Source organism: Vescimonas sp., from assembly GCF_057856985.1.
Genome location: NZ_DBLZXX010000006.1, coordinates 24,639 through 50,579 on the forward strand (window position 1 = coordinate 24,639; position 25,941 = coordinate 50,579).

Genomic DNA, 25,941 nt, shown 5'->3' on the forward strand with positions numbered 1-25,941 from the left:
CATGGCAGTTTTCAGCAAGGAGCTGTGCTCCAAGAAACTGAATACATGGCTGGCGGCGGAGGAAGCCGTGGCGACCGGCCAGAGCTATCAGATCGGGACCCGTATGCTGACGAGAGCCGACCTGAAACAAATCCGGGCGCAAATGGAATACTGGGCGGCGAAGCTGGCAGAGGCCGAAGCCGCTGAGACGACCGGCGGCAGAAACCGCCTGTACCATTTCGTACCCCGTGATGTGTGAGGAGGGCGGCCATGGCAAGGAACTTTATTGACCGCTGCTTCGAGGCCGTGGCCCCGGTCCATGCGGTGCGCAGGAGCGCCGCGCGGACGGCGCTGCAATTTCTGAACAGCGGATACGGCAACTACGGCGCGAACCTGACAAAAAAGAGTATGCGCGGATGGGAATACCACGGCGGCAGCTCCAAGGAGGACATCGAGGACAACATCGACGTGCTGCGCCAGAGGAGCCGCGACGCCTACATGGGCGTGCCGGTGGCGGCCTCGGCCCTGAAAACGCTGCGCACGAACGTGGTGGCGGGCGGCCTGATGCCTGCGCCGCAGATCGACGGCGCATTTTTGGGCCTGTCGGCGGAGCAGACGGAGGAGCTGCAGGAGAAGATCATCCGGGAGTTCTCCTTGTGGGCGGACACGCCGGAGTGCGACATGGACGGGCTGGGCAATTTCTACAAGCTACAACAGCTCGCCTACCTGGGCTACCTGATGAATGGCGACGCATTCGCGGCGTTGCCTATGTGCGAGCAGGTCGGCCAGCCTTATGGCCTGCGGGTGCGCGTGATGGAGGCGGACCGTATTTGCAGCCCGGACGGCTACGACCGGCTGGCTCCGTGCACGGTGCGAGGCTATGAGGTCCACAACATCGTACAGGGCGTGGAGACCAATGCGGAGGGCCGCGTGGTGGCCTACTGGGTGTGCAACCGGCATCCCCTTTCCGACACCTCCATGCTGGGCAGCGGCCTGGAATGGACGCGCGTGGAGGCACGCGGCGAGCTGACCGGACGGCGGAACATCGTCCATGTGATCACACGGGAGCGAGCGGGCCAGCTACGCGGCGTGCCTGTTCTGGCCCCGGTGCTGGAAGCGCTCAAGCAGTTGGGACGGTACACGGAGGCGGAGATCAACGCGGCGGTCATTTCCGCCATGTTCACGGTGTTCGTGCAGCCAGCCACGGCGACGGATGATCGCCCGTTCGGCGAGATGCTGCCGGAGAATATGCTGATCGACGCAGAGGACCAGGGCAGTGTGGAGCTGGGCAACGGCGCTATCGTGGGATTGAACCCTGGCGAAACCGTATCCTTCGCGGACCCGAAGCACCCAAACGCCGGATACGACAAGTTCACGGAGGCCATGATCAAGCAGATCGGCGCGGCGCTGGAAATCCCGCCGGAGGTCATTTCCAAGCAGTTCTCCACCAGCTACAGCGCGGCGCGCGGTGCCCTGAATGAGTTCTGGCGCTCCTGCGATGTGCAGCGCGACGACTTTGTGGACAGTTTTTGTCAGCCAATCTATGAGGAGTGGCTGGCGGAGGCCGTGGCGCGGAACCGCATCAAGGCTCCGGGCTTCTTCCAGGACCCGGCCATCCGCAAGGCTTATAGCGGGTGCGCGTGGCCCGGCCCGGCCAGAACGAGCCTGAACCCTGTGCAGGAGATCAGCGCGGCGACGAAGCGCGTGGAGGCCGGTTTCTCCACCGCGCAGGAGGAGACCGCGCAAATGACCGGCGGAAATTATAACCGCAACATCCGCCAGAGAGTGGCGGAGGCCAAGAGAAAGCGGGAGGTGGACGAGATCATGGACCCGTCCAGCGCCGCGAGCGAAGGAGGAAATGGGAATGTCTAAACCGTTTTGGAAGTTTCAGAATGTGGCCGGAGGCAGAGCGGAGCTGCTGCTGTACGGCGACATTTCAGACAGTACATGGTGGGGCGACGAGGTAACGCCCAAGCAGTTCGCGGAGGACCTGGACAAGCTGGGAGCCGTGAGCGAGATCACGGTGCGCATCAACAGCGGCGGCGGAGACGTTTTTGCCGCGCAGACCATCGGCAATCTGCTCGAACAGCACCCTGCGAACGTGGTGGCCCGCATCGACGGGCTGTGCGCCAGTTCCGCGACCATCGTGGCCTGCCACTGTGACCGCGTTGTGGCGGCCAACGACAGCACCTACATGGTCCACCCGGTCCGGCTGGGCCTGCTGGGCTACTACGACGCCACGACCATGCAGCAGTATTTGAACGCGCTGGACACCATCAAGGAGAACATCATCAGCCTGTACGCGAAGAAGACAGGCCGGGACAAGGAAGAAGTGACCGGCTGGATGGACGCGACGAGCTGGTGGACAGGCCAGGAGGCCAAGGACAACGGCTTTGTGGACGAGCTTGTGGAGGATGTGGAAACGCCGGTGGTGGAAAACCGCGACGGCGTTTTGTTCGTGAACAGCGTGAATATGCACCTGCCTTTCGACAAGGCACCCACCTTCATGCAGAACAGTTTGGCAGCACCCACCACCGCCGGACGTTTTGTAAATAAACCCGGAGCCATGAAACCGGGAGTACAACACGAGGAGGTACAGAACATGGAAATCAAGACTGCGGACGACCTGCGCCAGGCTTATCCTGCGCTGGTTGACCAAATCGAGCAGGCGGCGGCTGATCGTGCGACCAACGAGGAGCGCGAGCGCATCCGCGACATCGAGGAGATGGCCCTGCCGGGCAGCGAGGAGATCACCGCCGAGGCGAAGTTCACCAAGCCCGTCAGCGCCAGCGACTACGCCAAGGCCGCCATGAAGCGCGCCAAGGAGCAGGGCAACGAGTATCTGAACAACGCGAAGACCGACGCCAAGAACAGCGGCGCGGGCACTGTGGAGAACACGCCCCCTGCCGGTAAGACGGACGAGTTCCTGGACGCCATCAAGAGCGTGGGCCAGAACGCGCAGAAGAAGTAAGGGAGGGCAAAAGCATGAGCATGGATTTGGCAAGAAAGACTTTTTCCTGCGAGCCTGAGTATTTCATCGCAGGCACCAACATCCGCATCGCCACGGCGGTGAAGGAAGCGGGCGCTGATCTGAGCGCCCATACCCCCGTCCTTCTGGCGGAGGGCAAGGTCACTCCCGTGGCTGAGGCTGCGAAGCTGACCGGCCTGTACGGCGTGACCGCCGAAGCCGCCAAGAGCGGCGAGGACGCCATCATCTACCTTTCCGGCGAGTTCTTCGCTGATGCGCTGGTCCTGCCTGCGGGCATGACTGCCGCTGATGTGGAGGTCCCGCTGCGCAACCTCGGCATCTACTTGAAGTAAGGAGGAAACAGAGATATGCCTAACGAAGTGAATATCTATACCCCCCGCTATCTGGCGGAGGTCGTGAGACAGGCACCGCCTATCCACACTTATTTCCGCGACACCTTTTTCACCAACATCAAGACCTTCTCCACCGAGCGCGTGGACATTGACCTGGTGAAGGGCGACCGCCGCATGGCCGCCTTCGTACATCCCCGCGTCGGCGGGCAGGTGCTCAAGGCCAACGGCTTTAGCACCGAGAGCTACAAGCCGCCCCTGATCAACCCCTACGACGTGACCACGGCAGACCAGCACATGACCCGCCTGCCCGGCGAGGACCTGTACAGCGGCATGACCCCGGCCCAGCGCGCGGCCCGCAAGCTGATGGACGAGTACAACCGCCTGAACGACGCAACCACGCGCCGCGAGGAGTGGATGTGCGTGCAGGCCATCGTCACCGGACAAATCCCCATCGTCGGCCCCGGCGTGAACGAGGTGATCGACTTCGGCTTCACCAACAAGATCAAGCTGGACGGCACGAAGCAGTGGGGCAAGACTGCTGCCAAGCCCATCGAGGACATGGAAGACTGGACCGAGAAGGTGCTGACCGGAGGCTTCACCAACGTGGACCGCGTAATCATGGGCAAGGCTGCTCTGCGCGCCTTCATCAACGACGAGAAGGTGCAGAAGCTCCTTGACAACCGCCGCATCAACATCGGCGGCTACGACCCCCGCGACCTGCCTAACGGCGTGAAGTATTACGGCCATCTGACCAGCCCGAACATCGACCTGTATACCTACGGCGAGGTGTATCTGGACGACTGGACCGACCCTGAGACCCCGGCTGTGAAGCCTCTGGTCCCGGAGAACGTGGTCATTCTGATCTCCGGCCAGTCGAACTTCATGCTGGCCTACGGCGCGTGCACCTACATCGAGGACAGCACGCAGCAGTGGGTGACGGCGGAGACCAGCCGCCTGCTGCGCAGCTATGTGGAGCATCACCCCGACCGCCGCATGGTGGAGCTGCAGGCCCATCCGCTGCCTATCCCCGACAAGGTGGATAGCTGGCTGGTGGCCGAAGTGTGCTGAGATGGCACTGTTCGAGCTGAAACAGGACTATGGGAATGAGGCGGAGGGGCTGCCCCCTCCGCCTACGTTCAAGGACTGCGCGGCGGCGGACATCGACACCGTGTTCTTCAACGGCAACGAGCACGCCGACCGGCACATCATCGACGGCAAGGACGTTCTTGTGGTGATCGTGGAAGGCGGCACGCGGGAGCATAATTCACACTGGGAGGCGGGAGCCAAGCAGAACTTCGACACCGGACTGTACAAGGCGCACACCATCCTGTACATCCGCACGGAGGACTACGGGCCGAAGCCGAAGGTGGGAAAGCCGCTGGTGATGGACGCCGGGACGGACCATAAGCGCACCTTCGACATTATGAAGTGCGAGGAGGAGTGCGGGGTCTTCCGCATGACGCTACAGAGGACGAGACAATGAGCAACGTGCGATATAACGCGGGGACCATGACCATCGAGGTCGATGGCCTGGACGATGTGAGCGCGGTGCTGGGCGACCTGCGGAAGAAGACCCCAGCGGTGGCGAAGGTAGCCATCAACGCCACGGCCCGGCAGGCCCGCAAACTGATGATCGCGGAGGCGAAGGCCAGATACGCGGTGAACAGCGCGGGCAAGCGGCACCTGAGCGACCTGGTGCAGCGTAAGAAGGCCAGCAACAGCAGCCTGAGCGCGGAGCTGCGCATCGCAAGCTACCGCAACGACCTGGGCTATTTCCAGACCAGGCCGAACCGCCCCTTCATGGGGCATGACGTGGCGCAGGCCCCGGAGTATTTCACGGCCCGCGTGCTGAAAACCTCCCCAATGAAGCCGCTGACCGGCAAGGGCCGGTTAAGCAAGGGCTTCCTGGTGGAGTTCAAGAGCGGGCACGTGGGCATGGTGCAGCGCATCGTGGGCACGGGGCGCTTCCACTACACCGTGCGCAGCGGCGCACCGAGCACCAGCGACAAGATGCAGACCATGGGCAGCCCCAGTGCGGCGGCGATGCACTCGACCATCTGGCCGGAAGTGGAGCCGGAGGTGGAGCTGTTCCTGGCGGCAAAGCTGACCGAGCGGGCCGAGCAGGTCTTAGCACGGGCAAAGAGAAAGGCGTGAGGGTATGAAAGAAACGATGAAAGTGGGCATCGGCCAAACGCCGCAGCTCTGCCAGGATGCATTGATCGAGATGCTGCGCGAGCTGTTCGCCGGAAAGAAGTACAACGGCCAAGAGGGGCGGAAGCCGCTTGAAATCTTCAAGCAGGACCTTCCCATCCCGGAGGAGAACGATGTGGACGCCGACACCGACGTGGCGCACGCGCCCTATATCGTGGTACGCATGACCGGCGGAGAGATCGCGGACGATAAAAGCCCGCAGACGGTGGAGTTCAGCCTGATCATCTGCGCCTATGACACCGGCATCGAGCGGGCGGGCTTTCAGGATGTCGCCAACATCAAGGAGGACATCGTGCAGAGAGCGTGCACCGCGCCGTACTTCGGCGGGGCTTTCACCATCCTAAAGCCTATCGCCTGGGCCTTGCAGCAGGACGACACAGCCCCGTATTACTACGGAGCTGTGACCATGAACTGTACAGCTCCGGCCATGACCCAAGACACCGAATTGGAGGAACTGCTATGAGCAAGAAAACAGAACCCCGCGCGGCGGATATGGCCGCGCCTATGAGCGAAGCCGCTGCGGCGGCGGAGGTCAAGACTGCCGTTCCTATGGAGCGGGAAGCAAAGACCGGCCCCGTAGTCTACTGCGGCCCCAGCGTGCGCGGCGTCGCCAGACAGTACACCGTGTACGCGGGCACCATTCCTACCGCGCTGGCAGACTTCATTCAGGCCCACCCGGCGGCCAAGGGGCTGCTGGTGAGCGTGGGCCGTTTCGCTCAGGTGAGAAGCAACCTGGGCCGGAGCGGGACGGCGGAGGCTATCCTGTTCCAGAAAATCAAATCCGAATTGTAAGAAGGAGGAAAGAACGTATGTATCGACATGGCATTTACGTCAGCGAGCAGGAAACCAGCATGATCGCTCCGCTGAACGGAACAGCCGGTTTGCAGGTCGTGATCGGGACTGCCCCGGTGCACCTGCTGGCGGACCCGGCTGCGGCCATCAATAAGCCTCTGCTGGTATACAGCAAGGCGGAAGCCATCGCTGCCGTTGGGTACAGCGACGACTTTGCGAGTTTCACCCTCTGCGAAGCGATCTCCGCTTCGTTCGCGGTGGTGAACGTGGCCCCCCTGGTGCTGATCAATGTGCTGGACCCGGCCAAGCACTCCGCCGAGATGGAGGAGAAGACCGTGCAGATCAACAGCGGCGTGGCCGTTGTGGAGGAGACGGGCGTGCTCCTGAGCACTCTGGTGGTGAAAAACGGCGAGGAGACGCTGACCGCCGAGGAGGATTACACCGCCGTTTATAACGCCGACGGCACCGTGAGCATCGTCCTGATCGAGGGAGGAAAGGCCGACGGCGCGACCAACCTGACCGTTTCCGGCAAGAAGGTGGACGCCAGCAAAGTGACCTCTGCCGACATCGTGGGCGGCGTGGATGCGGCCACCGGCGCGGAGACCGGCCTGGAAGTCGTGCGCCAGGTCTACCCCAAGCTGGGCATGACCCCCGGCATCCTGACGGCTCCCCGTTTCAGCACCAACGCCGCTGTGAGCGCGGCCCTGCAGGCGAAGACGAAGGAGATCAACGGCGTATTCAAGTGCGTGTGCATCGCGGACGTGGACAGCGGCGCGGACGGCGCGCGCAAGTACGCGGACGTGAAGGAGCAGAAGGAGCGCCAGGCTTTGACCGACCCGAACGCTTACGGCGTGTGGGGCTACGGCAAGGTGGGCGACGTGATGTACAGCGGCTCCGCCCTGGCCTCTGCCCTGACCGCCTACACCGACGCGGCCAGCGACGACATCCCCAGCAACCCCGGCAACAAGACCATCGCCATCAGCGCTATGTGCCTTGCCGACGGCACCGAGGTCCTGCTGGACCAGGACCAGGCCAACGTAGTCAACAGCTACGGCGTGGCGACCTGGCTGAACATGAACGGCTTCCGCCTGTGGGGCAACCGCACCTGCGCCTACCCCGGAAACACGGACCCGAAGGACAGCTTTTTCTCCTGCCGCCGCTACATGAGCTGGCGCGCCAACAGCTTTATTCTGACGTATTTCCAGAAGGTGGACAGCCCTCTGAACAAGCGCCTGATCGAAGCCATCGTAGACAGCGAGAACGTGCGCGGCAACGGGTATGTCGCCATGGGCGTCGCCGCAAGGGACGAGATCGTGTACAACGAGGACGAGAACCCCGTCACCGACCTGATGAACGGCAAGATCACCTTTCACCAGTACATGACCCCGTACACCCCGGCGGAGGACATCGAGGACATCATCGAGTTCGACCCCGACGCGCTGGTAAGCGCACTGAGCTGATAAGGGAGGTACGAAAACATGAGCATCAGCAACAACTACATCCCTGAGAAGATCAACGACTTCAACACCTATCTGGACGGTAACAAGATGATCGGCGTAGCTGCGTCTGTTACGCTGCCGGAGGTGAAGATGAAGACCAGCACCGTGTCCGGCGCTGGCATCAACGGCGAGATCGACAGCCCCACCATCGGCCAGTTCGAGAGCATGGAGCAGGAGATCGACTTCAATGTGCTGTACAGCAGCGCCATGGATATGCTTTCTCCCCTGTCCGTGGTGAACCTGACGCTGCGCGCCGCCCAGCAGGTCTACGATAAGACCGGCGGCTACGCCTTCAAGGGCCTGCGCGTGGTGGAGATGGGCCGCGTGAAGACCTTCAACCCCGGCAAGGTGGAGAAGGGCGAAGGCATGGAGGCCAAGGTGACGCTTGAGCTGACCTATCTGCTGGTGGAGAACGACGGTTCCCCACTGCTGGAAGTGGACAAGCTGAACGGCGTCTACAAGGTCAACGGTGTGGATATGCTGGCGGGCATCTCCGAGCTGACCTGATAAGGCCGGAAAGTCAAAAGCGAAACGAGCAGGCTCTACTCTCTGCACCGGCGGAGGGTAGGGCCTGCGCCATATTCAAAAATCGAAAGGAGCAGCACTATGAGCGAAGAAAAGAACATGATGGCGGAGGCCAATGAGGAAACCGCGCAGATCACGCAGAACGAGCGCGTGATCGACCTGGGCAAGCCCTACAAGTTCGAGGGCACGGAATACACTTCCATCGACCTGAGCGGACTGGATAAGCTGACGGTGAAGGACGCCATCGACGCCCAGCGCCAGCTTTTCAACGAGCGGGAGGTGGCCGCCGCTATGCTGTGCGAGACCACGACCGCGTTTGCAAGGGCCATCGCCGCGAAGGCGGCGGAGCTGCCCATCGAGTTTTTCAAGCTGATGCCGCGCGGGGCCAGCCGCAAGGTGGCCGGTGTCGTGCGCAACTACATGAACGTGGATGCCGCGACGGAGAACCACGTGATGCAGCTTGAGGAGCCGTATCACTTCAAGGGCCAGACCTACACGGAGGTGGACTTGAACGGCATCGCGGACCTGAACAGCATGAACGAGAGCGAGGCAGAGAACCGGCTGGCACGCGCTGGCTTTATGGTGACGGAGACCTCCTTCAACTACCTGTTCGCCTGCATCCTTGCGAGCATGGCGACGGGACTGCCGGAGGAGTTCTTCACGGGACTGCCGCTGTGCGAGGTGCTGAAACTGAAAAACGCGGTGAACGACAGCGGTTTTTTCGAGTAAAGGGCGGGGCGAAAGCCTTACGCCAAGCGGCCATCCGCCTGTCAGCGGTCACGAGAACGGGCGTGGACTTCTACCTGAAACTGCCAGTCGAGGAGTTTATCGCGCTGAATAACGAGGTGGCGGAGGAATGGCACAGAACAAAACATTAGAGTTAAGCATCAAGATCGCCGGTAAGGTAGACAAAAGCCTGACGACGGCGATCAACCAGACAAATACCCTGATGGGGAGCCTGACCACCACCATGAGCAAGGTGGGCACGGCGGGGCTTGCGGCCATGGGGGCGCTGGCAACGGCGACCGCAGTCGGACTTGCCAAGTGCACCTCCGAGGCCGCGAAGCTGGAAAACAATATGTCTGCGATGGTGCGCTACGTGGACGGACTGACGGAAAGCGCGACCACCAGCACCGAGCAGGCACAAAGCAACCTGAAAGCCATGAGGACCTATATCCAGGACCTCAGCACGCAGATACCACGGACCACCGAACAAATCTCCAAGATGTCGGCGGCCCTGGGCCAGTCCGGCATCGGTGCGGACCGGCAAATGAGCACGGGCATCCTGCGTGATACCGCCGTCGCCGCGACCGCTATGGACCTTGAAGACGACACGGCGGGCAACTACATGGCGAAGTGGGAGGCCGCCTTCAACTTCAACCATGACCAAGTAATGACGCTGATGGACCAGATCAACTACCTGGGCGCGAACAACGCCACGACGGCGGCGGAGATCGCGCAGAGCGTGAACCAGGCGGCATCCATGGGCCAGATCGCGGGCGTTGACCCGTCGGCTACGGCGGCCATCGCCACGGCCATGCAGGCGACCGGCGTTGCGACGGACCGCGTGGGAACCAGCATTTCGCGTATCTACACGAACATCAGCAAAGGGTCCAACGCCACAAAGGCACAGAAAGCCATGTGGGAGGAGCTGGGCTTCACCGCTGAGGGCATCGCGAGGTCCATGCAGAGCGACGGCATCGGGACGCTGAAATCGGTGTTCCAGGCCATCAACAATATGCCGGACGAGCGCAAGGTGGCGGCGCTGAACACCTTGTTTGGACAGTGGGCCATCGAAGGCGGCGCGAAGATCACGCAGAACCTCGCGCTGCTTGAGAAGACGCTGGGCGAGGTCAACGACCCCGGCCTCTATACGGGCAGTATGGAGCGTGAGTTCCTGATCGAAGCGAGCACGCCGGAAGCGGTCGATCTAATGCTGTCGAACGCGAAGGCGGCGCTGATGCAGGACATCGGCCAAGCGTTCCTTCCGGCAAAGAAGGAGTTCAGCCTGTCGATGATCGACTTCCTGAACCAGATCAGGAAGAATATGCCGGAGCTGACGACGCTGGCGAACTCACTGGGAAAGATCGCAAGCGACGGCGTGGAGCGCCTGGGCGACGCTATGGAGCGGGCGCTGCCCTACATCCAGAGAGGGCTTGACTACCTGGCGAACAACGGGCCGCAGGTGGCCTCGACGCTGGGCAAGCTGGCGGCGGTGTTCGTGGGCATGAAGTTCGCGCCGGGCATCGAAAGCCTTTTGAGCGGCGCGGGGAACCTGCTGCTGGGCGGCTCTGTCGGCGGCAGCGGAAAACGCACCGGCGGTCTGCTGGGCGGCATCAAGAGCCTGTTCCAGGGCGGACAGAAGGCGGCGGGCACGGCTGGCGGCTTCCTCTCCACCTTCGGCGGCGCGGCCAGCGGAAACGGCTTTTTCCAAACGCTGGGGAGCGTGGCATCCAGCCTGATCTCCGGCAACGGCATCAAGGGCACGGCGGGGCTGCTGGAAGCGGCAGCGGGAACGCCGGGCCTCTTATCCGGTTACCAGGGCGCGGGAAGCGCACTGAAAAACAGAATTGCAGGAAGCGGCATCGGGCAGTATTTCGGCAGCGTGTTCTCCTCCCTGGGGAACTTCGGGAGCACGCTGGGGAACACGAAGACCGGCGGCTTCCTTTCGGGTCTGCTGGGCAAGGCGGGCGGCGCGCTGGGCAACCTGACCATGCCGCTGCGCCAGGGTATCGCAGGTATCGGTGCTGCGGCGACCATTCAAGGCAGCATCATCCAACAGAACCTATCCGGCCTGCTGGGTAAGGCGGGCGGCTTTGTGAGCGGCATCGCCAACTCCGGCGCGGGAAAAGCCATCGGCGGCGTGCTGGGGAGCCTGGGCACCGTGGCGAAGTCGGGAGCCGGTGTGCTGGGGACCGTGTGGGGTCCCATCGCCTCCGGCTTCGGAAGCATCTTCGCGGGAGCCGCGCCGGTGATCGGCGTGATCTCCTCCATCATCGCCGTAGTGAGCATCCTGGGCGACCACCTGGAAGACATCCGGGGCATCATCCAGAACGTATTCGGCGATACCGGCGTGGCCGTGTTCGACAAGTTCATGGGCGTGCTGCAAAACGTGGGCAGCTTCATCACGGGACTGTTTGCGGACGGCGGCGTGGCAAATGCGCTGGCCCCGCTGCGGGAGACCATCACGAACCTGTTCGGAGAGGATGCGGGCGCGGCCTTCGACGGGCTGACGACCATCCTGCAATCGGTGATGGGCGTGGTCGGGCAGATCGTGAGCTTTGCACAGACGACCGTGAAGCCGATCATCCAGGACATTTTCAGTTTCCTGACGGGAACCGTGGTGCCCATCATCCTGCAAACCTTCACAGCGGCGGCTCCGTCTATCGCTGGCATCATCAGCGGCCTCGGCTCCGCCATTATGACGGCTATGCAGATCATCGGCTCGGCCATCCAGGCAGTCATGCCTATCGTGCAGAGCATCATCACCGTCATTATGAGCATCGCTTCCGTCGTGGTGCCCGCTGTGCTGGCGGGTATCTCGGCACTGGCGCAGGGCATCGGCCCCATCCTGGAAGGTATCAAGACCGTATTCGACGGGCTGATCGCTTTCATCACGGGCGTATTCACCGGGAACTGGTCCCAGGCATGGGAAGGCGTAAAGCAGATATTCGGCGGCGCGTTCGACGCGCTGGTGGGCCTGCTGAAAACGCCGGTGAACGCGGTGATCGCGCTGATCAACAAGGCCATCTCCGGCATCAATGGACTGGGCCTGGACATCCCGGACTGGGTGCCCATCATCGGCGGCAAGAGCTTCCACATCAGCATCCCGGAGATACCGATGCTGGCAAAGGGCGGCTTCACCGACGGCGTGAGCATCGCGGGCGAAGCCGGGCGCGAGGCTGTGATCAGCTTCCAGCGCGGCGTGCGGGCACAGAACATCGCCACCTGGGCACAGGCGGGCCGGATGCTGGGCGTGAGCGCCGAGCAGGCGTTGAGCGCGGCGGACGGCGCAGAGCTGAAACCAATCGACCCCGGCGAGGGCGGCGGAGGCGGAGACGGCTTCACCTTCGCGCCGAACATCGTCATTCAGGGCAACGCCGACGCGGACGTGCTTGAGGAAGCGCTGCGGCGGGCCAAGGAGGAGTTCGAGGCATGGTACGAGCAGATGATGCGCAAGCGTGCCCGGACGGCCTATTGATAGGAGGAAGCTATGTACACGACAAAGAGCGGCGACACCTGGGACGTGATCGCCAAGGAAGTCTATGGCAGCGAATACCACGCGGACGCGCTGATGGCGGCCAACCCGGAGCACATCGACACCTTCCGCTTTTCCGCCGGGGTCGTTTTGAAGACGCCGACGGTGGAGGACGCGCGAGCGGGCACGCTGCCGCCATGGAAATACGAGGCGCAGTATGAATAAGGCAAGAAGCATCGGACTTGCGGTGCAGTACCGCAGCACCCCGTATTCCGCACAGGTGCAGGCGAGCGCCCAGGTGGACGCGGCGGAGGGCGGCGGGAGCGCTGCTTCCTCCGCCAGCTCCGGCTCCGGCGCGGCGGCGGGACAGGCGGTAACGCTGAACAACACGCCCCTCTACGTGAGCAGCGTGGCGAAGAACCCAGCGACCCACAAGACGGGCGTGTATTACTTCTACGACGGTATCTTGATACGCGGGCGCTACCGCATCACCAACACCCCGTCGAGAGTGGGCAAGACACCGGTGGGACAGAACGTGACCGGCTGGGCGGACGCGGCGGACTGCGGCGCGGTGAGCACCACCAAGGCCACGCCTAAGAAGGAGACCTCCGGCCAGGAGGACGCGACGCTGGGTGCGGGCACGGGAACGGACATCGGCCTTTCCATCGAGAGCCTGACCTATGTGGACAACGCGGCGGACGACAGCGACAGCATCGACCTGACGCTGGACGCCCAGGACAGCAAGTGGCTGTGGGGCTGGATGCCGCAGAAGGGCGCGACGCTCTACCCCCGCCTGCTGGGCCACGACTGGGAACGGCCAGGCGACGAGCGGGCCATGGACTGCGGCCTTTTCGTGGTGGACGACGTGAACTACTCGGACACGCCGACCACCTTGCAGCTCGGCGGCGTGAGCAAACCGAGCGACAGCAATTTCAGCGAGACAGATCGGAAGGTGACGTGGAAGAACACCTCCATCAAGCGCATCGGCCAGACCATCGCGGCGCGCTACGGCCTGGGCTTCACCTATGACGCTGAGGACTACGACATCGAGTGCGACGAACAGGACGGAGCGGACAGCAGCTACTACAATACGCTGTGCCAGAACTACGGCCTGGTGCTCAAGGTGTACGCCCGGCGGCTGTGGGTCTACGACCGGGAGGCATACAAGGCAAAGCGGGCGGTGCGGACCTTCGACCGCACGGACATCATCCGTGGGAGCCTGAGCTGGACCACTACCCTTTCCGGGACCTACACCGGCGGGACCTTCGACTACACCGACGCGGACAAGGACTGCGACATCTCCTGCAAGGTGGGCGGCGGAACGCACATCAAGAGCGTGAACCGCAGGGCCACCAGCGTGCAGGATGCGGCGGTCCAGCTCTGCGCGGAGCTGAACCGGGCCAACCATGGCACGATCAAGCTGCGCTTCACCGTTCCGGGAGACTGGACCGTGAGTGCGGGCAACACGATCAACATTACCGGCTACGGCGGCGGCCCCTCCGGCGGAGAGGGCGGCATCAACGGAAAGTATTTCGTGGACAAGGTGACGCACAAATACACCAAGAGCGGCGGATTTACAACGGCCTTCGAGTGCAGCGGCGTCCGGGAGGGCTTCCATCCCTACGAGGTGGGCGGCTCCATCCAGTACAACACGGAGGGGTCCGACACCAGCGACACGAATTACAGCAGCTCCTACGAGACGAGCGCGGCGGCCAGCGCCGCCAGCGCGGCGGCGGGAGCTGAGGCCGGGGCGGCGGTGACGCTGACCAACGCCCCCTTCTACTACACCAGCGTGGCCCCAAATCCGAGCTGCTATAAAAGCGGCGTGTTCTATTTCTACGACGGCATCCTGGTCAACGGGCGCTACCGCATCACCAACGCGGCTTCCCGCTGCGGGAAGCTGCCGGTGGGACAGAACGTGACGGGCTGGGTGCCCGCGAGCTACTGCGGCGTGGACACGAGCACCGGCGGCGGAGGCGGCACGAAGGCGACCATGGAGGTGAAGTAGCGATGGCAGGCACGAACCGGGTCGGACGGGTCAGCTCCATCGACTATGAGAGCGGGACCTATGAAGTGACGTATGCGGACCAGGGCCGGAGGGTCACGGCCCGCATCAACGCCATGAGCAACGGCGAATACAAAATGCCGAGAGTGGGCCAGATCGTGAGCGTGACGCACACGAGCAATGGCACGGCGGCGGCCACCACCAGCGGCACCGTATGGAACCGGAGCAACCGCCCAGCGGAGGGCTTCGCCGGGCTTTACCGCAAGGAATACGGTGAGAAGGCCGGGCAGGCTTTTGAGCGCTACGACGCCAACACCGGCATCTACACCCAGTACACCGACGTGCGGACCGGGCGCAACTGCAACGGCGACATCTTCGACGAGGCCAAGGGCACCATCAGCTTGATCGCGGAGAAGCTGGTGCAGATCACGAGCAAGATCAAAAGCGTGAGCATCCACGGCAAGGAAGGCGTGGGCATCGGCGCGGAGAAAAGCGTGACCATCGACGCCGGGGAGAACATCAATCTGGAAGCCGAGGGCGACCTGGACGAGGGCGCAGGCGGCGACCGGGCATTGACCGTGGGCGGCAAGAACACCGAGCTATACAAGGGCGAGGTGGAGCGGGAGTTTCAGGGAGGCATCCGCGACACCGTGACCGGCGAGGTGACGCTGACGATCAACGGCGTGACCATCACCATCAGCGAGGGCGGCGACGTCTCCATCCAGACCGCCGGGAAGATCAGCATGAAGGCACAGCAAATCGACCTGCAGGGCGGGTCCTCCCTGGTGCTGTAAAAAACGAACAGCGAGGAGGAAGCGGAAAATGGTGGGCAGCTACATGGGCCGGGTGTTCACGGTGAGCAGCCAGAGGATATTGACACCGAGCAATCTGAAAGGCAGCGCCGGGAGCGACTGGGCAAACCATGAGATCATCGGTAAAAAGGCGCGGAGCCAGTGGGTAGGCCCGAAGCTGAAAAGCTACACCATGGACATCCTCCTGCGAGCGCAGGACGGCGTAAGCCCCCGGTCCACGTTGGACTACTTCCAGCGGGCGGCGGAAAGCCAGATGGTCGATTGGTTCATCATCGGCGGGCGACCGATCTCTGACAACCCCTTCAAGCTGGTGAGCGTCAGCGACGAGTGGGACACGGTACTCAACGGCGGCGCGCTGATCGAGTGCCGGGTGAGCCTGAACATCGAGGAATACACATAAGGGAGGGCAAGCCGTGATCTACATTGAGGATACCATCGTCGAGATCGAGGCCGGGAGCGTGGACGACCAGACGGCACAGGAAGTCTACCGAAATCTACAGGTGCTCTACGGCACGGAGACGGGGGAACAGGCTCTCGACCGCGAGTTCGGCATCGACATCAACATTCTGGACAACCCGCAGGAGGCGGCGAAGGCGTTGCTGACGGCGGAGTTCGTGCGGAAAACAAAACAGTATGAGCCACGGGTCCGGGTCATGCGTGTGGAATGGACCCAAAATCATGCCAGGGACGGCGGCATCGTCCCGAAGGTGGTGGTGAGCTTTGTCTAATATCAAAGAGCTGGCAAACGTGCCGGAGATCAGCTTCATCGAAAACATGAGCCTGCAGGAGACGGAGGAGCTTGTGCGGGCAAACTACACGCGCATCTTCAAGGAGCTTACCGGGCAGGACGCGGAGCTGGGCGAGGCGGACGCGAAGAACCTGATCATCAAGTCGTTCAGCCTTGTGCTCTACCAGGTGATGCAGTATGTGGAGGCCAAGGGCCGGGCGGAGCTTTTGAAGACCTCGACCGGCGACGCGCTGGACGCACTGGCGGCCCTGTTCGGCATTACGCGGCAGGAGGCCAGGCGGGCAACGTGCATCGTGCGCTTCACGCTGTCCGGCCAGCGGAGCGAGCCGACGGCCATTCCGGCGGGCACACGGGTGAAGACCCAGGACGGGAAATACTTCAACACCGTGGACTACGCGGAAGTCACGGCGGGCGAGCTGACCGTGGACGTGGACGTGCAGGCGGAGGAGGCCGGAGCAGAGAGCAGCGGCATCGCCGCCGGAGAGATCGACACGCTGGTGGACCCCATCCCCTACGTTGCGAGCGTGGAGAGCATCGAGGCGAGCACGGGCGGACTGGACATCGAGGACGACGACGGTCTGACGGAACGGGTGTGGCTGGCCCCCAGCAAATACTCCTGCGCCGGACCGCGAGACGCCTATGCCTACTATGTGAAGGAATGGCGGACGGACGTGGACGACGTGCAGATCGTCAGCCCGGAGCCGTGCGTGGTGCACGTTTATGTGGTGCTGGACGGCGGCGTGCTGCCTACGGAGACGGAGCGGGAGGAGCTGGCCGCCTACCTCAACGGCGACACCATCCGCCCGCTGACGGACATCGTGAGCTGCCCGGCGGCGGAGGAGGTCCCCTACGACATCAGCCTGACCTACTGGATCGCCAGCAACGACCAAAAGAGCGCGGGCACCATTCAGGCCCAGGTGGAGGCGGCGGTGGACGCCTACGAGAGCTGGCAGCGCAAGATGGGACGGGACATCAACCCGACCGAGCTTGTGTACCGGGTCCGCGCAGCGGGAGCCAAGCGCGTGAAGCTGGCGGCCCCGGCGGACATCGTGATCGAGAAAACGCAGCTCCCGAAGCGGAACACGCGCACCGTGACCTACGGAGGGCTTGAGGATGATTAAAAGTCTGCGTCAAGCCCGCATTACAGACGGCCTTCCGAGGGTGTTGGCGAGACAGGAATGGGTGATCGCCCTGTCCGAGGCCCTGGGGCTGGCCCTGGGGAAGACGCTGGACTACACCGACGAGAGCCAAATCTACACACGGCTGGACACTGCGCCGGAGACGGTGCTGGATGTACTGGCCGTGGACTGGAAGATCGACTGGTACGACACCGAACTGACGGTGGAGCAGAAGCGCCGCATCGTGAAGACGGCGCTGACGGTCCGGCGGCTGATGGGCACAGCGGCGGCGGTGAAGCTGCAGGTGCACGCCATCTACCCGGAGGCCACCGTGACGGAGTGGTTCCAGTACGACGGGAGGCCGGGCTGCTTCCGGGTGAGCCTGCCGCTGCCGAAGGAAGGCATCACGGCGGCGGAATACCGGCGGCTCAAGACCGGCATCCTGACCACGAAGAACGAGCGCAGCCACCTGGACATGATCGACATTCAGCATGAGTGCGAAGCCGTGGTGATCACGGGCGGGTGCTGCTCCATGAGCCAGATCATCGAGGTATGGCCGGAGCTTGTGAGCGAGCTGGAAGTGACCGGCGAGCGCTTGACTGGCGGCGCGGCCAGCATGAGCCAAACGGCGGAGGTCTGGCCGGAGCTGACGGAGGCGCTGGAAATCCTGACATACCGGCACACCGGCGGAGCCGCGAGCACCGCGCAGGCCGTGGAGGTATGGCCGGAGCTGGCGGCGGTGGTGGAGATCACCGTGACGCGGAACACCGGCGGCGCGGCGCACACGGACCAGGCGCTTGAGGTCTGGCCGGAGCTGACCGAGCAAATCGAAGCAACGACAGAGCTGGACCGGGGCGGCGGGACCGCTGCGAGCCAGGTCGTTGAAATATACCCGGAAGGGGGAGGATGAAATGGACACTGAAAACGTAGTTGTCACCAAACAGGACAGAAAGTACAAGACCCTCGTGACCGACATCGGCAAAGAGAAAATGACCAACGCTATTCTGAACGGCAAGAAGGTCAACGTCGTCATGGCGGCGGTGGGCGACGGCGGCGGAAGCTACTACCTGCCAACGGCGGATATGACCGCGCTGGTGCATGAGGTGTGGCGCGGGGCCATCGCCAGCAAAGAGATCAACAGCAAATCCTCTAACATGGTAGACGTGAAGTTCGTGCTGCCGGGGACCGTGGGAGGCTTCACCGCGCGTGAAGCTGCCCTGATCGACGACGAGGGCGACATGATCGCCGTGTGCAACCTGCCGGACACGGAGAAGGCAGCCATCGAGGACGGCATCGCCGCTGCGCTGACCATTCTCATGCACATCGTTATGACCAACAGCGACGCGCTGACCTTCACACTGGACCCCACCACCGACACGGCGAGCGCCGTGTGCGTGGCCTTTACCATCCCGCACGAGGCATGGCAGAGCGCGGGCGGCGCGGAGGACGACGAGGGCGGCGGCACCTACCCGTGCCGGGCTGATGTGGTGTGCGACGAGGCGACCGCCATGCACACGCCCATCGCAACGCTGGACAAGGCGTGCCTGGCGGCGGCCAAGGCGTGCGAGCTGTGCCCCACGGTGGAGACCGCGAGCGGCGTGCTGCGCTTTTGGGCGATGAAGGTGCCGGACGGCGAGCTGACCGGAAGCGTGCTGCTGGTCGGCCAGGGCGGCGGAGGCAAGAGCGGCGACGGGAGCTACACCCTGCCGACGGCAACCCCCTTCCGCCTGGGCGGCGTGAAGGTGGGAGACGGCCTGACCGTGGACAACGAGGGCAAGCTGTCGGTCGATGCGGCCAACACCGAGGAGACCACCGGCGCGCTGAACGAAGTGTTCGGCGCAGAGGACGGCAAATAAGCCGCCCCACAATCCCGTAGCACCGTCGCTTGAAGCGGCGGTATTTTTATCGACAATTCCGGGGGCATCCCCGAAATTGAATATTTTTTAAGGAGGACAAAAATATGTCCAAATTCGTAAATCTCGAACAGATCAAGGTGCTTGCCAACAAGGTCAAGTCCGAAGACGCCGCCCTGGGTACTAAGCTGGAAACGGTCACCACCAAGGTCGATAACCTGGTCGCCGCCGGCGGCGAGGCCAACATCCTCGAAGGCGTCAAGGTCAACGGCGCTGCCCTGGCTATCTCCGACAAGATGGTTGACATCCTGATCGCCTCCGGCGAGGAGAATGGCACCATCTCCGTCAACGGCGCTGCTGTTGCCATCAAGGGACTGGCCGCTCTGGCCTACAAGTCCGAGATCACCGAGGACGAGCTGGGCGAGGCTCTGAAAGCCTCTATCGCCGCGAAGGCCACCAAGGCCGATCTGGACGCCCTGACCGTCCGCGTGGGCGACATCGAGAAGGCCGGTTATCAGACCGCCGAGCAGGTCCAGGCCGCTATCGCTGCCTCCGGCCACGCTCATTTCGAGGTCGCTGAGACCGACCCCACCGCTGAGGGCTTCGAGGCTCAGACCAACGTCATGTACCTGTACATGAACAGCAAGACCAAGCACTATGACATCTACGCCAAGGTCGGCGAGAGCGTCGTCCTGCTGGATGATACCACCGTCGATCTGAGCGAGTATGCCAAGACCGCCGACGTGACCTCCGCCATCAGCACCGCCATCGCCGCGCTGAACATCGACCAGTACGCCACCGACGAGGACCTGACCGCCGCCGTTGGGCGCGTGACCGCCCTTGAGACCGCCATCGCCAACGTCTACACCAAGAAGGAAGTGGACGACAAACTGGCGACCAAGATGAATAAGGCCGACATGGACACCTACGCCACCGACGAGGAGGCCCAGCAGGCCGCCGCCAACGCTGTTGCCGGTGCTCAGGCCAGCGACACCGAGTTCAACGCCGCCATGAATGAGGTCTGGACCCCCACCGAGGGCTAAGGCACCTCCTCGCGTCAGAAACGAATACCAGGGCCGGGACGAAATGCCCCGGCCCGCTTATCAGGAGGTGAAACCCAGTTGGCTGACGAGAAGAACGTAACTCTGGAACAGTTCAAAGGCTTTATGACCAAGGCCGACGAGCGGCTGGACAAGTTGGAAGTCGGCAAGGAAAACAAGGTTTCGCCCGTCAGTATCACTATTCCGACGGAGGGGTGGGCCTCCGAGGAGATCGGGGAGACCGACGAGGAAGGAACCGAGGCATCCTATCCCTTCTACTACGACATCGCGGCGGCGGACGTGACCGCAAAGCACCGGGCGGACGTGACGATCAGCCGCGAAAGCCTGGATGCGGCGACGGTGTGCGGCCTGTGCCCGACCAGCGAGACGACAGAGGGGAAGATCAGGCTGCGCGCTATGAAGGCACCGACGGAGGCCATTACGGCGGAATACTGGCTGCGCAGCGGGAAGGAGTAATACATGGCATTAGGACAAGTGAATGTTCCCGGCGCTGCCGGGATGGACGCCGTAGAGGCGAAGCAGGCCGCTCAGGCGGCCAAGGAAGCGGCTGAGGCCGCCCAGCGCACCGCAGAGAGCGCCGGGAAAACGGCGGACGCCGCCATGCAGAAGGCTGCTGACGCCGAGACGGCGGCGGGCAACGCGGACAGCAAGGCGGACGAGGCCCTGGATGCGGCCAACACCGCCGCCGGTGCCGCGACGGCTGCCGCCAGTGCCGCCAGTGCCGCCGAGAAGAGCGCGAACAGCGCCAACACGGCGGCCAACGAGGCCAAGACTGCGGCGAGCAACGCGCAGAAGGCGGCGAACGACGCGCTGGAAGCCGTGACCAAGCTGACCAGCGTGATCAACAGCGTACCCACCCAGGCGGGCGTCTTGACGTACACGGGCGCGGCACAGTCCCCCTCGTGGAACGGGTACGACACGGAGAAGCTGACCATCGGCGGAACGACCAGCGGCACCAACGCAGGCAGCTACGTTGCGACCTTCACGCCCAAGGAGGGCTACGAGTGGGCCGACGGCACCAAGACCGCCAAGAGCGTGACCTGGACGATCAGCAAGGCCAGCCTGTCCGTACCCGCGCAGAGCGGGACGCTGACCTACACGGGAAGCGCACAGTCTCCCCAGTGGAGCAACTACGACAGCAATAAGCTGACCATCGGCGGGACGAGCACCGCCACCAACGCGGGAAGCTATGCCGCGACCTTCACGCCGAAGGCCAACTACCAGTGGTCCGACGGCAGCACCAGCGCCAAGAGCGTGACCTGGGCCATCGGCAAGGCGGCGGGCAGTTTGACGCTGGCGAAGAGCAGCGTGACGCTGAACATCTCCTCGCTGACGGAGAGCGTGGCCGTGACCCGCGCGGGCGACGGCGTGATCAGCGCCACGTCCAGCAACACCGCCACGGCAAGGGTGGAGGTGAACGGCACCAGCGTGAAGATCACCGGCCTCAAGGCGGGCACCGCCAAGATCACCGTGAAGGTGGCGGCGGGCACCAACCACACCGCGCCCAGCGACAAGACCATCAATGTGACGGTCAGCCTGCCCGACACGAGCCTGGCGAACAACACGCCGGACATCATCGCGGCGGCGGCCAAGTCCGGCCAGGCGGCGAACTATTGGAGCGTGGGCGACAAGGTGGGTATCGCGGTCAATGGCTCTTTCGGAGGACTGAGCTATAACAACACCGTGTACGCCTTCATCCTGGGCTTCAACCACAACAGCAGCGTGGAGGGCGGAAACAGCATCCACTTCCAGTTCGGCAAGACGGCGGCTGGTGTGGACATCGCGTTCGTGAACAGCTACGGCTCGACCAGCACGGGCTTCTGCATGAACACCAGCAACACCAACTCCGGCGGATGGAACAACAGCTATATGCGCAAGACCATCTGCCCGGCGTTCCTGGCGGCCCTGCCGACGGCCTGGCAGAACATCATCGCGGCCTGCACGAAGTACAGCGACAACACGGGCGGCGGCTCCAATACCGCGAGCTACGTGACCGCGACCTCGGACAAAATCTGGCTGCTGAGTGAGATGGAGGTCCAGGGCACGAGAAGCTACGCGAACAGCGCCGAGGCGAACTACCAGAAGCAGTACGACTATTACAGGAACGGTAATAGCAAGGTCAAGTACCAGCACACGGCGACGACGAGCGCCTGCCGCTGGTGGCTCCGCTCCGTGCATGCGAGCTCCGCGAACTTCTTCTGCTATGTGCTCACGGACGGGTCTGCGAACCCCGGCATCGCCTACTATTCGTATGGCTTCGCGCCGGGCTTTAAGGTGGCCTAATCCCAAATCAGGCATCGAAAGTGGAGCGGTGGGGGCGCAAGCCCCTACCAGCGAAACGCCAAGCACCGAGTACCCAAATCAGCACAGGCCCCATCCGGCGGGAGCGGCAACGCTCCTGCCGGTGACGGGGGCACCAAACCGGAAGGGAGAACACCGAAATGGCAGTATACAAATCGCGGCGCAAGGACGCGGCGGCGCAATTCGTGGCAGACGCACGAGAACTGCGGAAGGCCACGGTGCGCATCGCACGGAAGTTTCCGGCCAGCTACAAGTACGTGACCACGGGGCCGCTGCTGCAACTGGCGAGCGAGGTCTACATGAACGCGCTCAAGGGAAACAGCATCTACGTCCACAAGGACATGAGCGAGCGGGACTACGAGCTGCGGCACCGCTATCTGGCGGCGGCCACGGCCAGCGCCGACGCGCTGCTGGGCGAGATCACCTTCTGCTATGAGCTGGTGGACGACGGCAACAACTTCTTCCGCAACAAGGAGGAGTACGAGCGGACGTTCCAGACCTGGATGACACTGGCAAACAATGCGCTGTCGCGCCTGCGGGGTGTGATGGACAGCGACAAACGCCGGTGGAATGGGTACATGAGAGACCGGAAAGCAAAAACACCATAAATCCCCGTAGGGCAAGTTCTGACGGCCACGCCTGCAACTGGTGGCTCCGCTCCGTGAATGCGAGCAACACGAACAACTTCTGCAATGTGAACACGGACGGGTCTGCGAACAACAACAACGCCTACAATTCGAATGGCTTCGCGCCGGGATTTAAGAACAACCTGGGGCCTGAACAAGTAGCGAACTGCGAAGCTGTGCCCCAAACCTTAAAGGAGAACTTGACCCTTGGAGACTGGCCCGCCATGCGCGGGCTTCATTCCTTAAATCACCACTCGATACGGAGGCCCGGACGCTTCTTGCATGGCCGGGGATTTACGGCGGCGTTGCCCCGGCTCCATGAGCAACCGTTATGCAGCTACTTCAAACCGCTGCGGCAGACGACGCAGGTGCGGGAGGTCATGCGACCCGCAAACCGCACGCCAGACCGAACGCTGTACGGGTGGGATACTGCATTGGAGGCAACATGATTGAATAGCCAAGAGAGGCACGAGGCCAGATACCAGCGGCGAAAGGCCCGGCGCGAGCAGAGGGCGCGGGAGGCCGGTGGAGCGAGCTTCGAGGAGGTCATGTCATTCGGGAACATCTGCAAGGCCGGAAAGAGCTGCTGTGACGGAGCGCGGTGGAAGACCTCCACCATCAACTTCGAGACGAACCTGCTGGGCGAAGCACAGGCGACCTATGACACGCTGCACTACGGAAAGCGCGTGTTCAAGGGCTTCCACAGCTTTGCGACGGTGGAGCACGGGAAGGTGCGGAACATCGACGCGCTGCCCATCCAGGAGCGGGCCATCCAAAAATGCCTGTGCAAGAACCTCCTGACGGAGGTTTATTCCAGGAGCTTCATCTACGACAACAGCGCGAGCCTGAAAGACCGGGGCATGGACTTCCAGCTCCGGCGGCTCAGGAAGCACCTGCAGGACCATTACCGGCGGTATGGGACTGAGGGCGGTATCTACCAGTTCGACTTCAAGAATTATTTCGGGAGCCTGCCGCACGAGGAAATCAAGCGGCGGGCGCGGAAGAAGATCATGGACGACCGGTTATACACATTGTTCTGCGACTTTGTGGATGATTTCCGGCTGATGAAGACCGCCGACAAGGAAGCACACCGGGGCGTGGGCCTGGGCAGCGAGGTATCGCAGATCATCGCCCTTGACTACGCCAGCCCCATCGACCATTACGTGAAGGACGTGCGTGGCATCCACGGGTACGGGCGGTATATGGACGACGGGTATGTGATCAGCAATTCCTTGGAGGAACTGGAAGACATCAAGCGCAACCTGTACCGCCTGGCTGAGGCGCTGGGCATCGCCATGAGCGACAAGAAGAACATCATCACGCCGTTCCGGCACCACAGCTTCACCTTCCTGAAAATGCGGGTGACGCTGACGGAGACGGGCAAGGTGGTGATGAAGCTCAGTCGCAAGAGCATCCGTGCCATGCGGCGGAAGATGGATATTTTCCGGCGGTGGATGGACGAGGGCCGAATGGGACCGGAGGACGTGTTCCAGTCCTATCAATCGTGGAGAGCGCACGCGAAGCGGTGCAACAGCTACGACACGCTGCGCGCCATGGACGAGCGCTTCACGCGGATGTTCGCTGAGGAACTGGCCGGGCGGCGGAAGCCGTTCCCGTGCACGATGAAAGCCACACGGACCGGGTGCGGCTGGATATACCGGCGGCACGGAGCCGTCATTGAGGAGGAAATGTGCGCATGAAGTACATCACACACAACAGGTTCAAGAAGCTGGCCGCCTGCGGCGAGGCCGTGAACATCCCGTATGGCACGGAGATGGAGACGGCGGGCGACTTCATCATCACCACGGAGGGAAAACCGATCTGCTACGCGACCAGCGAGGCCGCGAAGATGCACTTCGCCCGCAACGACGACGGGCAAGGGCTGGAACGCGGGAAGCTGACCTGGGCCATCGCGTACTCCCAGCGGGTGCGGACCGGCCAGAACGGACGGCAGCAGCGCTTCACCGAGGAGGAGATCGAGCTGCTGGAACGGAAGTGGGCACATTTCCTGCGGCAGGATGTGGAGGTCATTCTGTTCAACGAAGACTTTTTCGCGGCGGCGGTGCCGGAGCTGAAAGAGCTTGCGGACGCGTTGCACATCAAAGTGAGGAGGTAAGACCCATGTATGCAATTATCAGCAAAGGCGAGCTGCTGGCCCTGTGTGAGCGTCCCCGCTATGTGAAGCGGAACGAGGAGACCGGGGCCTATGTGGAGGCGGCGGAGGCTGAGGCCATCGGCATCGCCGTGGGCGGCGAGGTGTACAACCTGCCCGGCGGCACCGCCATCCCCGACGCGCCGGAGGCGCTGGCACAGGAGGGCGAGGCTGAGGAGTATGTGTTCCGTAACCACGCCCGCATCATCGAGAACGAGGAAACGACCAACGCCGCCTTCGTCGCCATGGAGGAAGCCATGTGCGATATGGACAGCTCCTTGGAGGAGCGGCTGACGGCGGTGGAAGAAGCTCTTTGCGAGCTGGACAGCGCTGCAAACGGAGGAGGTGAAAACTGATGAACGCTATTTGGGCTAATCGACTGGTGGCCGGTACGCGCAAGTGGGCCGAGGTGCCTGCTTCCCGCAAGGCTGGCGTCAAGGCGGAGCTGGCGAGCCGCGTGGAGAACGGCAAAATCAGCGCCGAGCAGTACGAGGAGATCACCGGCGAGGTCTATGCCGGTGAGTAATCTCCAAATCATCGAGGAGCTGTGCGGCATCTGTACCGACCTTGCGAAGATCGTCACGGAGCAGCAGAAGCTCCTCGCGCAGCACGACGCCATTGCGCTGGCGGAGGACATCGACCGGGTGAAGGTGCGGTATACCGCGCTGATCGGAAGCGGAGAATGGCCGGACGAGGCGCTGGGCGAAGAACTATGATCGGCGGGGGCCGGGTGGGATAGC

General features: G+C 62.9%; 31 protein-coding genes. All 31 read left to right on the forward strand.

Annotation, left to right across the window (positions count from 1 at the left end):
• Nucleotide 1: 1 nt before the first annotated feature.
• Nucleotides 2–238, forward strand: a complete 237-nt coding sequence (locus ACZM22_RS06215) for a DUF6148 family protein (RefSeq protein WP_208319783.1) — start codon at nt 2–4, stop codon at nt 236–238.
• An 11-nt stretch (nt 239–249) separates the two neighbouring features.
• A complete protein-coding gene (locus tag ACZM22_RS06220) occupies nt 250–1,851 on the forward strand; it encodes a phage portal protein (protein WP_443849858.1) in 1,602 nt (533 codons plus the stop codon).
• Nucleotides 1,844–2,950, forward strand: a complete 1,107-nt coding sequence (locus ACZM22_RS06225) for a head maturation protease, ClpP-related (protein ID WP_489543449.1) — start codon at nt 1,844–1,846, stop codon at nt 2,948–2,950. Before ACZM22_RS06220 ends, ACZM22_RS06225 begins: the two co-directional genes overlap by 8 nt.
• Before the next feature lie 14 nt (nt 2,951–2,964).
• Entirely contained in the window at nt 2,965–3,300 is a 336-nt protein-coding gene (locus tag ACZM22_RS06230) for a hypothetical protein (protein ID WP_208319786.1), read from the forward strand.
• A gap of 15 nt (nt 3,301–3,315) precedes the next feature.
• Nucleotides 3,316–4,368 (forward strand): major capsid protein, encoded by a 1,053-nt coding sequence (locus ACZM22_RS06235; RefSeq protein WP_489543450.1) that lies wholly within the window; start codon nt 3,316–3,318, stop codon nt 4,366–4,368.
• Between the two features lies 1 nt (nt 4,369).
• Nucleotides 4,370–4,783 carry a hypothetical protein gene (locus tag ACZM22_RS06240; RefSeq protein ID WP_252267352.1) on the forward strand — a complete coding sequence of 138 codons (414 nt, stop codon included), beginning with the start codon at nt 4,370–4,372 and terminating at the stop codon, nt 4,781–4,783.
• Complete coding sequence (locus ACZM22_RS06245; protein WP_215688405.1) at nt 4,780–5,454, forward strand: hypothetical protein; 675 nt, start codon at nt 4,780–4,782, stop codon at nt 5,452–5,454. The genes ACZM22_RS06240 and ACZM22_RS06245 overlap by 4 nt, the downstream gene beginning before the upstream one ends.
• A 4-nt stretch (nt 5,455–5,458) precedes the next feature.
• Nucleotides 5,459–5,974, forward strand: coding sequence for a hypothetical protein (locus ACZM22_RS06250; protein ID WP_489543451.1), 516 nt, complete (start codon nt 5,459–5,461; stop codon nt 5,972–5,974).
• Nucleotides 5,971–6,303 carry a hypothetical protein gene (locus ACZM22_RS06255; RefSeq protein ID WP_489543452.1) on the forward strand — a complete coding sequence of 111 codons (333 nt, stop codon included), beginning with the start codon at nt 5,971–5,973 and terminating at the stop codon, nt 6,301–6,303. The genes ACZM22_RS06250 and ACZM22_RS06255 overlap by 4 nt, the downstream gene beginning before the upstream one ends.
• 17 nt (nt 6,304–6,320) lie before the next feature.
• On the forward strand, nt 6,321–7,763 hold the full coding sequence (locus tag ACZM22_RS06260; protein ID WP_489543453.1) for a phage tail sheath family protein: 1,443 nt from the start codon (nt 6,321–6,323) through the stop codon (nt 7,761–7,763).
• 18 nt (nt 7,764–7,781) lie between these two features.
• A complete protein-coding gene (locus tag ACZM22_RS06265; RefSeq protein ID WP_208319792.1) occupies nt 7,782–8,309 on the forward strand; it encodes a phage major tail tube protein in 528 nt (175 codons plus the stop codon).
• A gap of 99 nt (nt 8,310–8,408) precedes the next feature.
• On the forward strand, nt 8,409–9,056 hold the full coding sequence (locus ACZM22_RS06270; RefSeq protein WP_489543454.1) for a phage tail assembly protein: 648 nt from the start codon (nt 8,409–8,411) through the stop codon (nt 9,054–9,056).
• Between the two features lie 127 nt (nt 9,057–9,183).
• Nucleotides 9,184–12,528 (forward strand): phage tail tape measure protein, encoded by a 3,345-nt coding sequence (locus ACZM22_RS06275; RefSeq protein WP_489543455.1) that lies wholly within the window; start codon nt 9,184–9,186, stop codon nt 12,526–12,528.
• A gap of 12 nt (nt 12,529–12,540) precedes the next feature.
• Nucleotides 12,541–12,750: a tail protein X gene (locus ACZM22_RS06280; protein ID WP_208319795.1), complete on the forward strand. Its 210-nt coding sequence runs from the start codon at nt 12,541–12,543 to the stop codon at nt 12,748–12,750.
• A complete protein-coding gene (locus tag ACZM22_RS06285) occupies nt 12,743–14,533 on the forward strand; it encodes a phage late control D family protein (RefSeq protein WP_489543456.1) in 1,791 nt (596 codons plus the stop codon). The genes ACZM22_RS06280 and ACZM22_RS06285 overlap by 8 nt, the downstream gene beginning before the upstream one ends.
• 2 nt (nt 14,534–14,535) lie before the next feature.
• Nucleotides 14,536–15,324, forward strand: coding sequence for a hypothetical protein (locus ACZM22_RS06290; RefSeq protein WP_208319797.1), 789 nt, complete (start codon nt 14,536–14,538; stop codon nt 15,322–15,324).
• A 28-nt stretch (nt 15,325–15,352) separates the two neighbouring features.
• The gene (locus ACZM22_RS06295; RefSeq protein ID WP_443849851.1) at nt 15,353–15,742 is read left to right on the forward strand and encodes a phage tail protein; all 390 of its coding nucleotides are present in this window, start codon (nt 15,353–15,355) and stop codon (nt 15,740–15,742) included.
• A 13-nt stretch (nt 15,743–15,755) separates the two neighbouring features.
• On the forward strand, nt 15,756–16,070 hold the full coding sequence (locus ACZM22_RS06300) for a GPW/gp25 family protein (RefSeq protein ID WP_208319799.1): 315 nt from the start codon (nt 15,756–15,758) through the stop codon (nt 16,068–16,070).
• The gene (locus tag ACZM22_RS06305; RefSeq protein WP_208319800.1) at nt 16,063–17,211 is read left to right on the forward strand and encodes a baseplate assembly protein; all 1,149 of its coding nucleotides are present in this window, start codon (nt 16,063–16,065) and stop codon (nt 17,209–17,211) included. Before ACZM22_RS06300 ends, ACZM22_RS06305 begins: the two co-directional genes overlap by 8 nt.
• The gene (locus tag ACZM22_RS06310) at nt 17,204–18,118 is read left to right on the forward strand and encodes a phage tail protein I (protein ID WP_208319801.1); all 915 of its coding nucleotides are present in this window, start codon (nt 17,204–17,206) and stop codon (nt 18,116–18,118) included. The genes ACZM22_RS06305 and ACZM22_RS06310 overlap by 8 nt, the downstream gene beginning before the upstream one ends.
• Before the next feature lies 1 nt (nt 18,119).
• Nucleotides 18,120–19,064, forward strand: coding sequence for a phage tail protein (locus ACZM22_RS06315; RefSeq protein ID WP_208319802.1), 945 nt, complete (start codon nt 18,120–18,122; stop codon nt 19,062–19,064).
• A gap of 104 nt (nt 19,065–19,168) precedes the next feature.
• Nucleotides 19,169–20,104, forward strand: coding sequence for a hypothetical protein (locus tag ACZM22_RS06320; protein WP_489543457.1), 936 nt, complete (start codon nt 19,169–19,171; stop codon nt 20,102–20,104).
• 78 nt (nt 20,105–20,182) lie between these two features.
• The gene (locus ACZM22_RS06325) at nt 20,183–20,578 is read left to right on the forward strand and encodes a hypothetical protein (RefSeq protein ID WP_253100832.1); all 396 of its coding nucleotides are present in this window, start codon (nt 20,183–20,185) and stop codon (nt 20,576–20,578) included.
• A 3-nt stretch (nt 20,579–20,581) separates the two neighbouring features.
• Nucleotides 20,582–22,405 carry a DUF6273 domain-containing protein gene (locus ACZM22_RS06330; RefSeq protein WP_489543458.1) on the forward strand — a complete coding sequence of 608 codons (1,824 nt, stop codon included), beginning with the start codon at nt 20,582–20,584 and terminating at the stop codon, nt 22,403–22,405.
• Between the two features lie 158 nt (nt 22,406–22,563).
• Nucleotides 22,564–23,031 (forward strand): hypothetical protein, encoded by a 468-nt coding sequence (locus ACZM22_RS06335; RefSeq protein ID WP_489543459.1) that lies wholly within the window; start codon nt 22,564–22,566, stop codon nt 23,029–23,031.
• Entirely contained in the window at nt 22,989–23,498 is a 510-nt protein-coding gene (locus ACZM22_RS06340; RefSeq protein WP_489543460.1) for a DUF6273 domain-containing protein, read from the forward strand. Before ACZM22_RS06335 ends, ACZM22_RS06340 begins: the two co-directional genes overlap by 43 nt.
• Nucleotides 23,499–23,597: 99 nt before the next feature.
• On the forward strand, nt 23,598–24,749 hold the full coding sequence (locus tag ACZM22_RS06345) for an RNA-directed DNA polymerase (RefSeq protein WP_484424539.1): 1,152 nt from the start codon (nt 23,598–23,600) through the stop codon (nt 24,747–24,749).
• Complete coding sequence (locus tag ACZM22_RS06350; RefSeq protein WP_489543461.1) at nt 24,746–25,165, forward strand: hypothetical protein; 420 nt, start codon at nt 24,746–24,748, stop codon at nt 25,163–25,165. Before ACZM22_RS06345 ends, ACZM22_RS06350 begins: the two co-directional genes overlap by 4 nt.
• Before the next feature lie 5 nt (nt 25,166–25,170).
• A complete protein-coding gene (locus ACZM22_RS06355) occupies nt 25,171–25,557 on the forward strand; it encodes a hypothetical protein (RefSeq protein ID WP_489543462.1) in 387 nt (128 codons plus the stop codon).
• Nucleotides 25,557–25,727: an XkdX family protein gene (locus ACZM22_RS06360; RefSeq protein ID WP_208319810.1), complete on the forward strand. Its 171-nt coding sequence runs from the start codon at nt 25,557–25,559 to the stop codon at nt 25,725–25,727. The genes ACZM22_RS06355 and ACZM22_RS06360 overlap by 1 nt, the downstream gene beginning before the upstream one ends.
• Nucleotides 25,720–25,917 carry a hypothetical protein gene (locus tag ACZM22_RS06365; RefSeq protein ID WP_343120863.1) on the forward strand — a complete coding sequence of 66 codons (198 nt, stop codon included), beginning with the start codon at nt 25,720–25,722 and terminating at the stop codon, nt 25,915–25,917. The genes ACZM22_RS06360 and ACZM22_RS06365 overlap by 8 nt, the downstream gene beginning before the upstream one ends.
• Nucleotides 25,918–25,941 lie beyond the last annotated feature (24 nt).

What these genes read in the sequence shown, in the direction of transcription:
- ACZM22_RS06215 (WP_208319783.1), top strand. Translation starts at nt 2, where the DNA reads ATGGCAGTTTTCAGCAAGGAGCTGTGCTCCAAGAAACTGAATACATGG.
- ACZM22_RS06220 (WP_443849858.1), top strand. Translation starts at nt 250, where the DNA reads ATGGCAAGGAACTTTATTGACCGCTGCTTCGAGGCCGTGGCCCCGGTC.
- ACZM22_RS06225 (WP_489543449.1), top strand. Translation starts at nt 1,844, where the DNA reads ATGTCTAAACCGTTTTGGAAGTTTCAGAATGTGGCCGGAGGCAGAGCG.
- ACZM22_RS06230 (WP_208319786.1), top strand. Translation starts at nt 2,965, where the DNA reads ATGAGCATGGATTTGGCAAGAAAGACTTTTTCCTGCGAGCCTGAGTAT.
- ACZM22_RS06235 (WP_489543450.1), top strand. Translation starts at nt 3,316, where the DNA reads ATGCCTAACGAAGTGAATATCTATACCCCCCGCTATCTGGCGGAGGTC.
- ACZM22_RS06240 (WP_252267352.1), top strand. Translation starts at nt 4,370, where the DNA reads ATGGCACTGTTCGAGCTGAAACAGGACTATGGGAATGAGGCGGAGGGG.
- ACZM22_RS06245 (WP_215688405.1), top strand. Translation starts at nt 4,780, where the DNA reads ATGAGCAACGTGCGATATAACGCGGGGACCATGACCATCGAGGTCGAT.
- ACZM22_RS06250 (WP_489543451.1), top strand. Translation starts at nt 5,459, where the DNA reads ATGAAAGAAACGATGAAAGTGGGCATCGGCCAAACGCCGCAGCTCTGC.
- ACZM22_RS06255 (WP_489543452.1), top strand. Translation starts at nt 5,971, where the DNA reads ATGAGCAAGAAAACAGAACCCCGCGCGGCGGATATGGCCGCGCCTATG.
- ACZM22_RS06260 (WP_489543453.1), top strand. Translation starts at nt 6,321, where the DNA reads ATGTATCGACATGGCATTTACGTCAGCGAGCAGGAAACCAGCATGATC.
- ACZM22_RS06265 (WP_208319792.1), top strand. Translation starts at nt 7,782, where the DNA reads ATGAGCATCAGCAACAACTACATCCCTGAGAAGATCAACGACTTCAAC.
- ACZM22_RS06270 (WP_489543454.1), top strand. Translation starts at nt 8,409, where the DNA reads ATGAGCGAAGAAAAGAACATGATGGCGGAGGCCAATGAGGAAACCGCG.
- ACZM22_RS06275 (WP_489543455.1), top strand. Translation starts at nt 9,184, where the DNA reads ATGGCACAGAACAAAACATTAGAGTTAAGCATCAAGATCGCCGGTAAG.
- ACZM22_RS06280 (WP_208319795.1), top strand. Translation starts at nt 12,541, where the DNA reads ATGTACACGACAAAGAGCGGCGACACCTGGGACGTGATCGCCAAGGAA.
- ACZM22_RS06285 (WP_489543456.1), top strand. Translation starts at nt 12,743, where the DNA reads ATGAATAAGGCAAGAAGCATCGGACTTGCGGTGCAGTACCGCAGCACC.
- ACZM22_RS06290 (WP_208319797.1), top strand. Translation starts at nt 14,536, where the DNA reads ATGGCAGGCACGAACCGGGTCGGACGGGTCAGCTCCATCGACTATGAG.
- ACZM22_RS06295 (WP_443849851.1), top strand. Translation starts at nt 15,353, where the DNA reads ATGGTGGGCAGCTACATGGGCCGGGTGTTCACGGTGAGCAGCCAGAGG.
- ACZM22_RS06310 (WP_208319801.1), top strand. Translation starts at nt 17,204, where the DNA reads ATGATTAAAAGTCTGCGTCAAGCCCGCATTACAGACGGCCTTCCGAGG.
- ACZM22_RS06315 (WP_208319802.1), top strand. Translation starts at nt 18,120, where the DNA reads ATGGACACTGAAAACGTAGTTGTCACCAAACAGGACAGAAAGTACAAG.
- ACZM22_RS06320 (WP_489543457.1), top strand. Translation starts at nt 19,169, where the DNA reads ATGTCCAAATTCGTAAATCTCGAACAGATCAAGGTGCTTGCCAACAAG.
- ACZM22_RS06330 (WP_489543458.1), top strand. Translation starts at nt 20,582, where the DNA reads ATGGCATTAGGACAAGTGAATGTTCCCGGCGCTGCCGGGATGGACGCC.
- ACZM22_RS06335 (WP_489543459.1), top strand. Translation starts at nt 22,564, where the DNA reads ATGGCAGTATACAAATCGCGGCGCAAGGACGCGGCGGCGCAATTCGTG.
- ACZM22_RS06345 (WP_484424539.1), top strand. Translation starts at nt 23,598, where the DNA reads ATGTCATTCGGGAACATCTGCAAGGCCGGAAAGAGCTGCTGTGACGGA.
- ACZM22_RS06350 (WP_489543461.1), top strand. Translation starts at nt 24,746, where the DNA reads ATGAAGTACATCACACACAACAGGTTCAAGAAGCTGGCCGCCTGCGGC.
- ACZM22_RS06355 (WP_489543462.1), top strand. Translation starts at nt 25,171, where the DNA reads ATGTATGCAATTATCAGCAAAGGCGAGCTGCTGGCCCTGTGTGAGCGT.
- ACZM22_RS06360 (WP_208319810.1), top strand. Translation starts at nt 25,557, where the DNA reads ATGAACGCTATTTGGGCTAATCGACTGGTGGCCGGTACGCGCAAGTGG.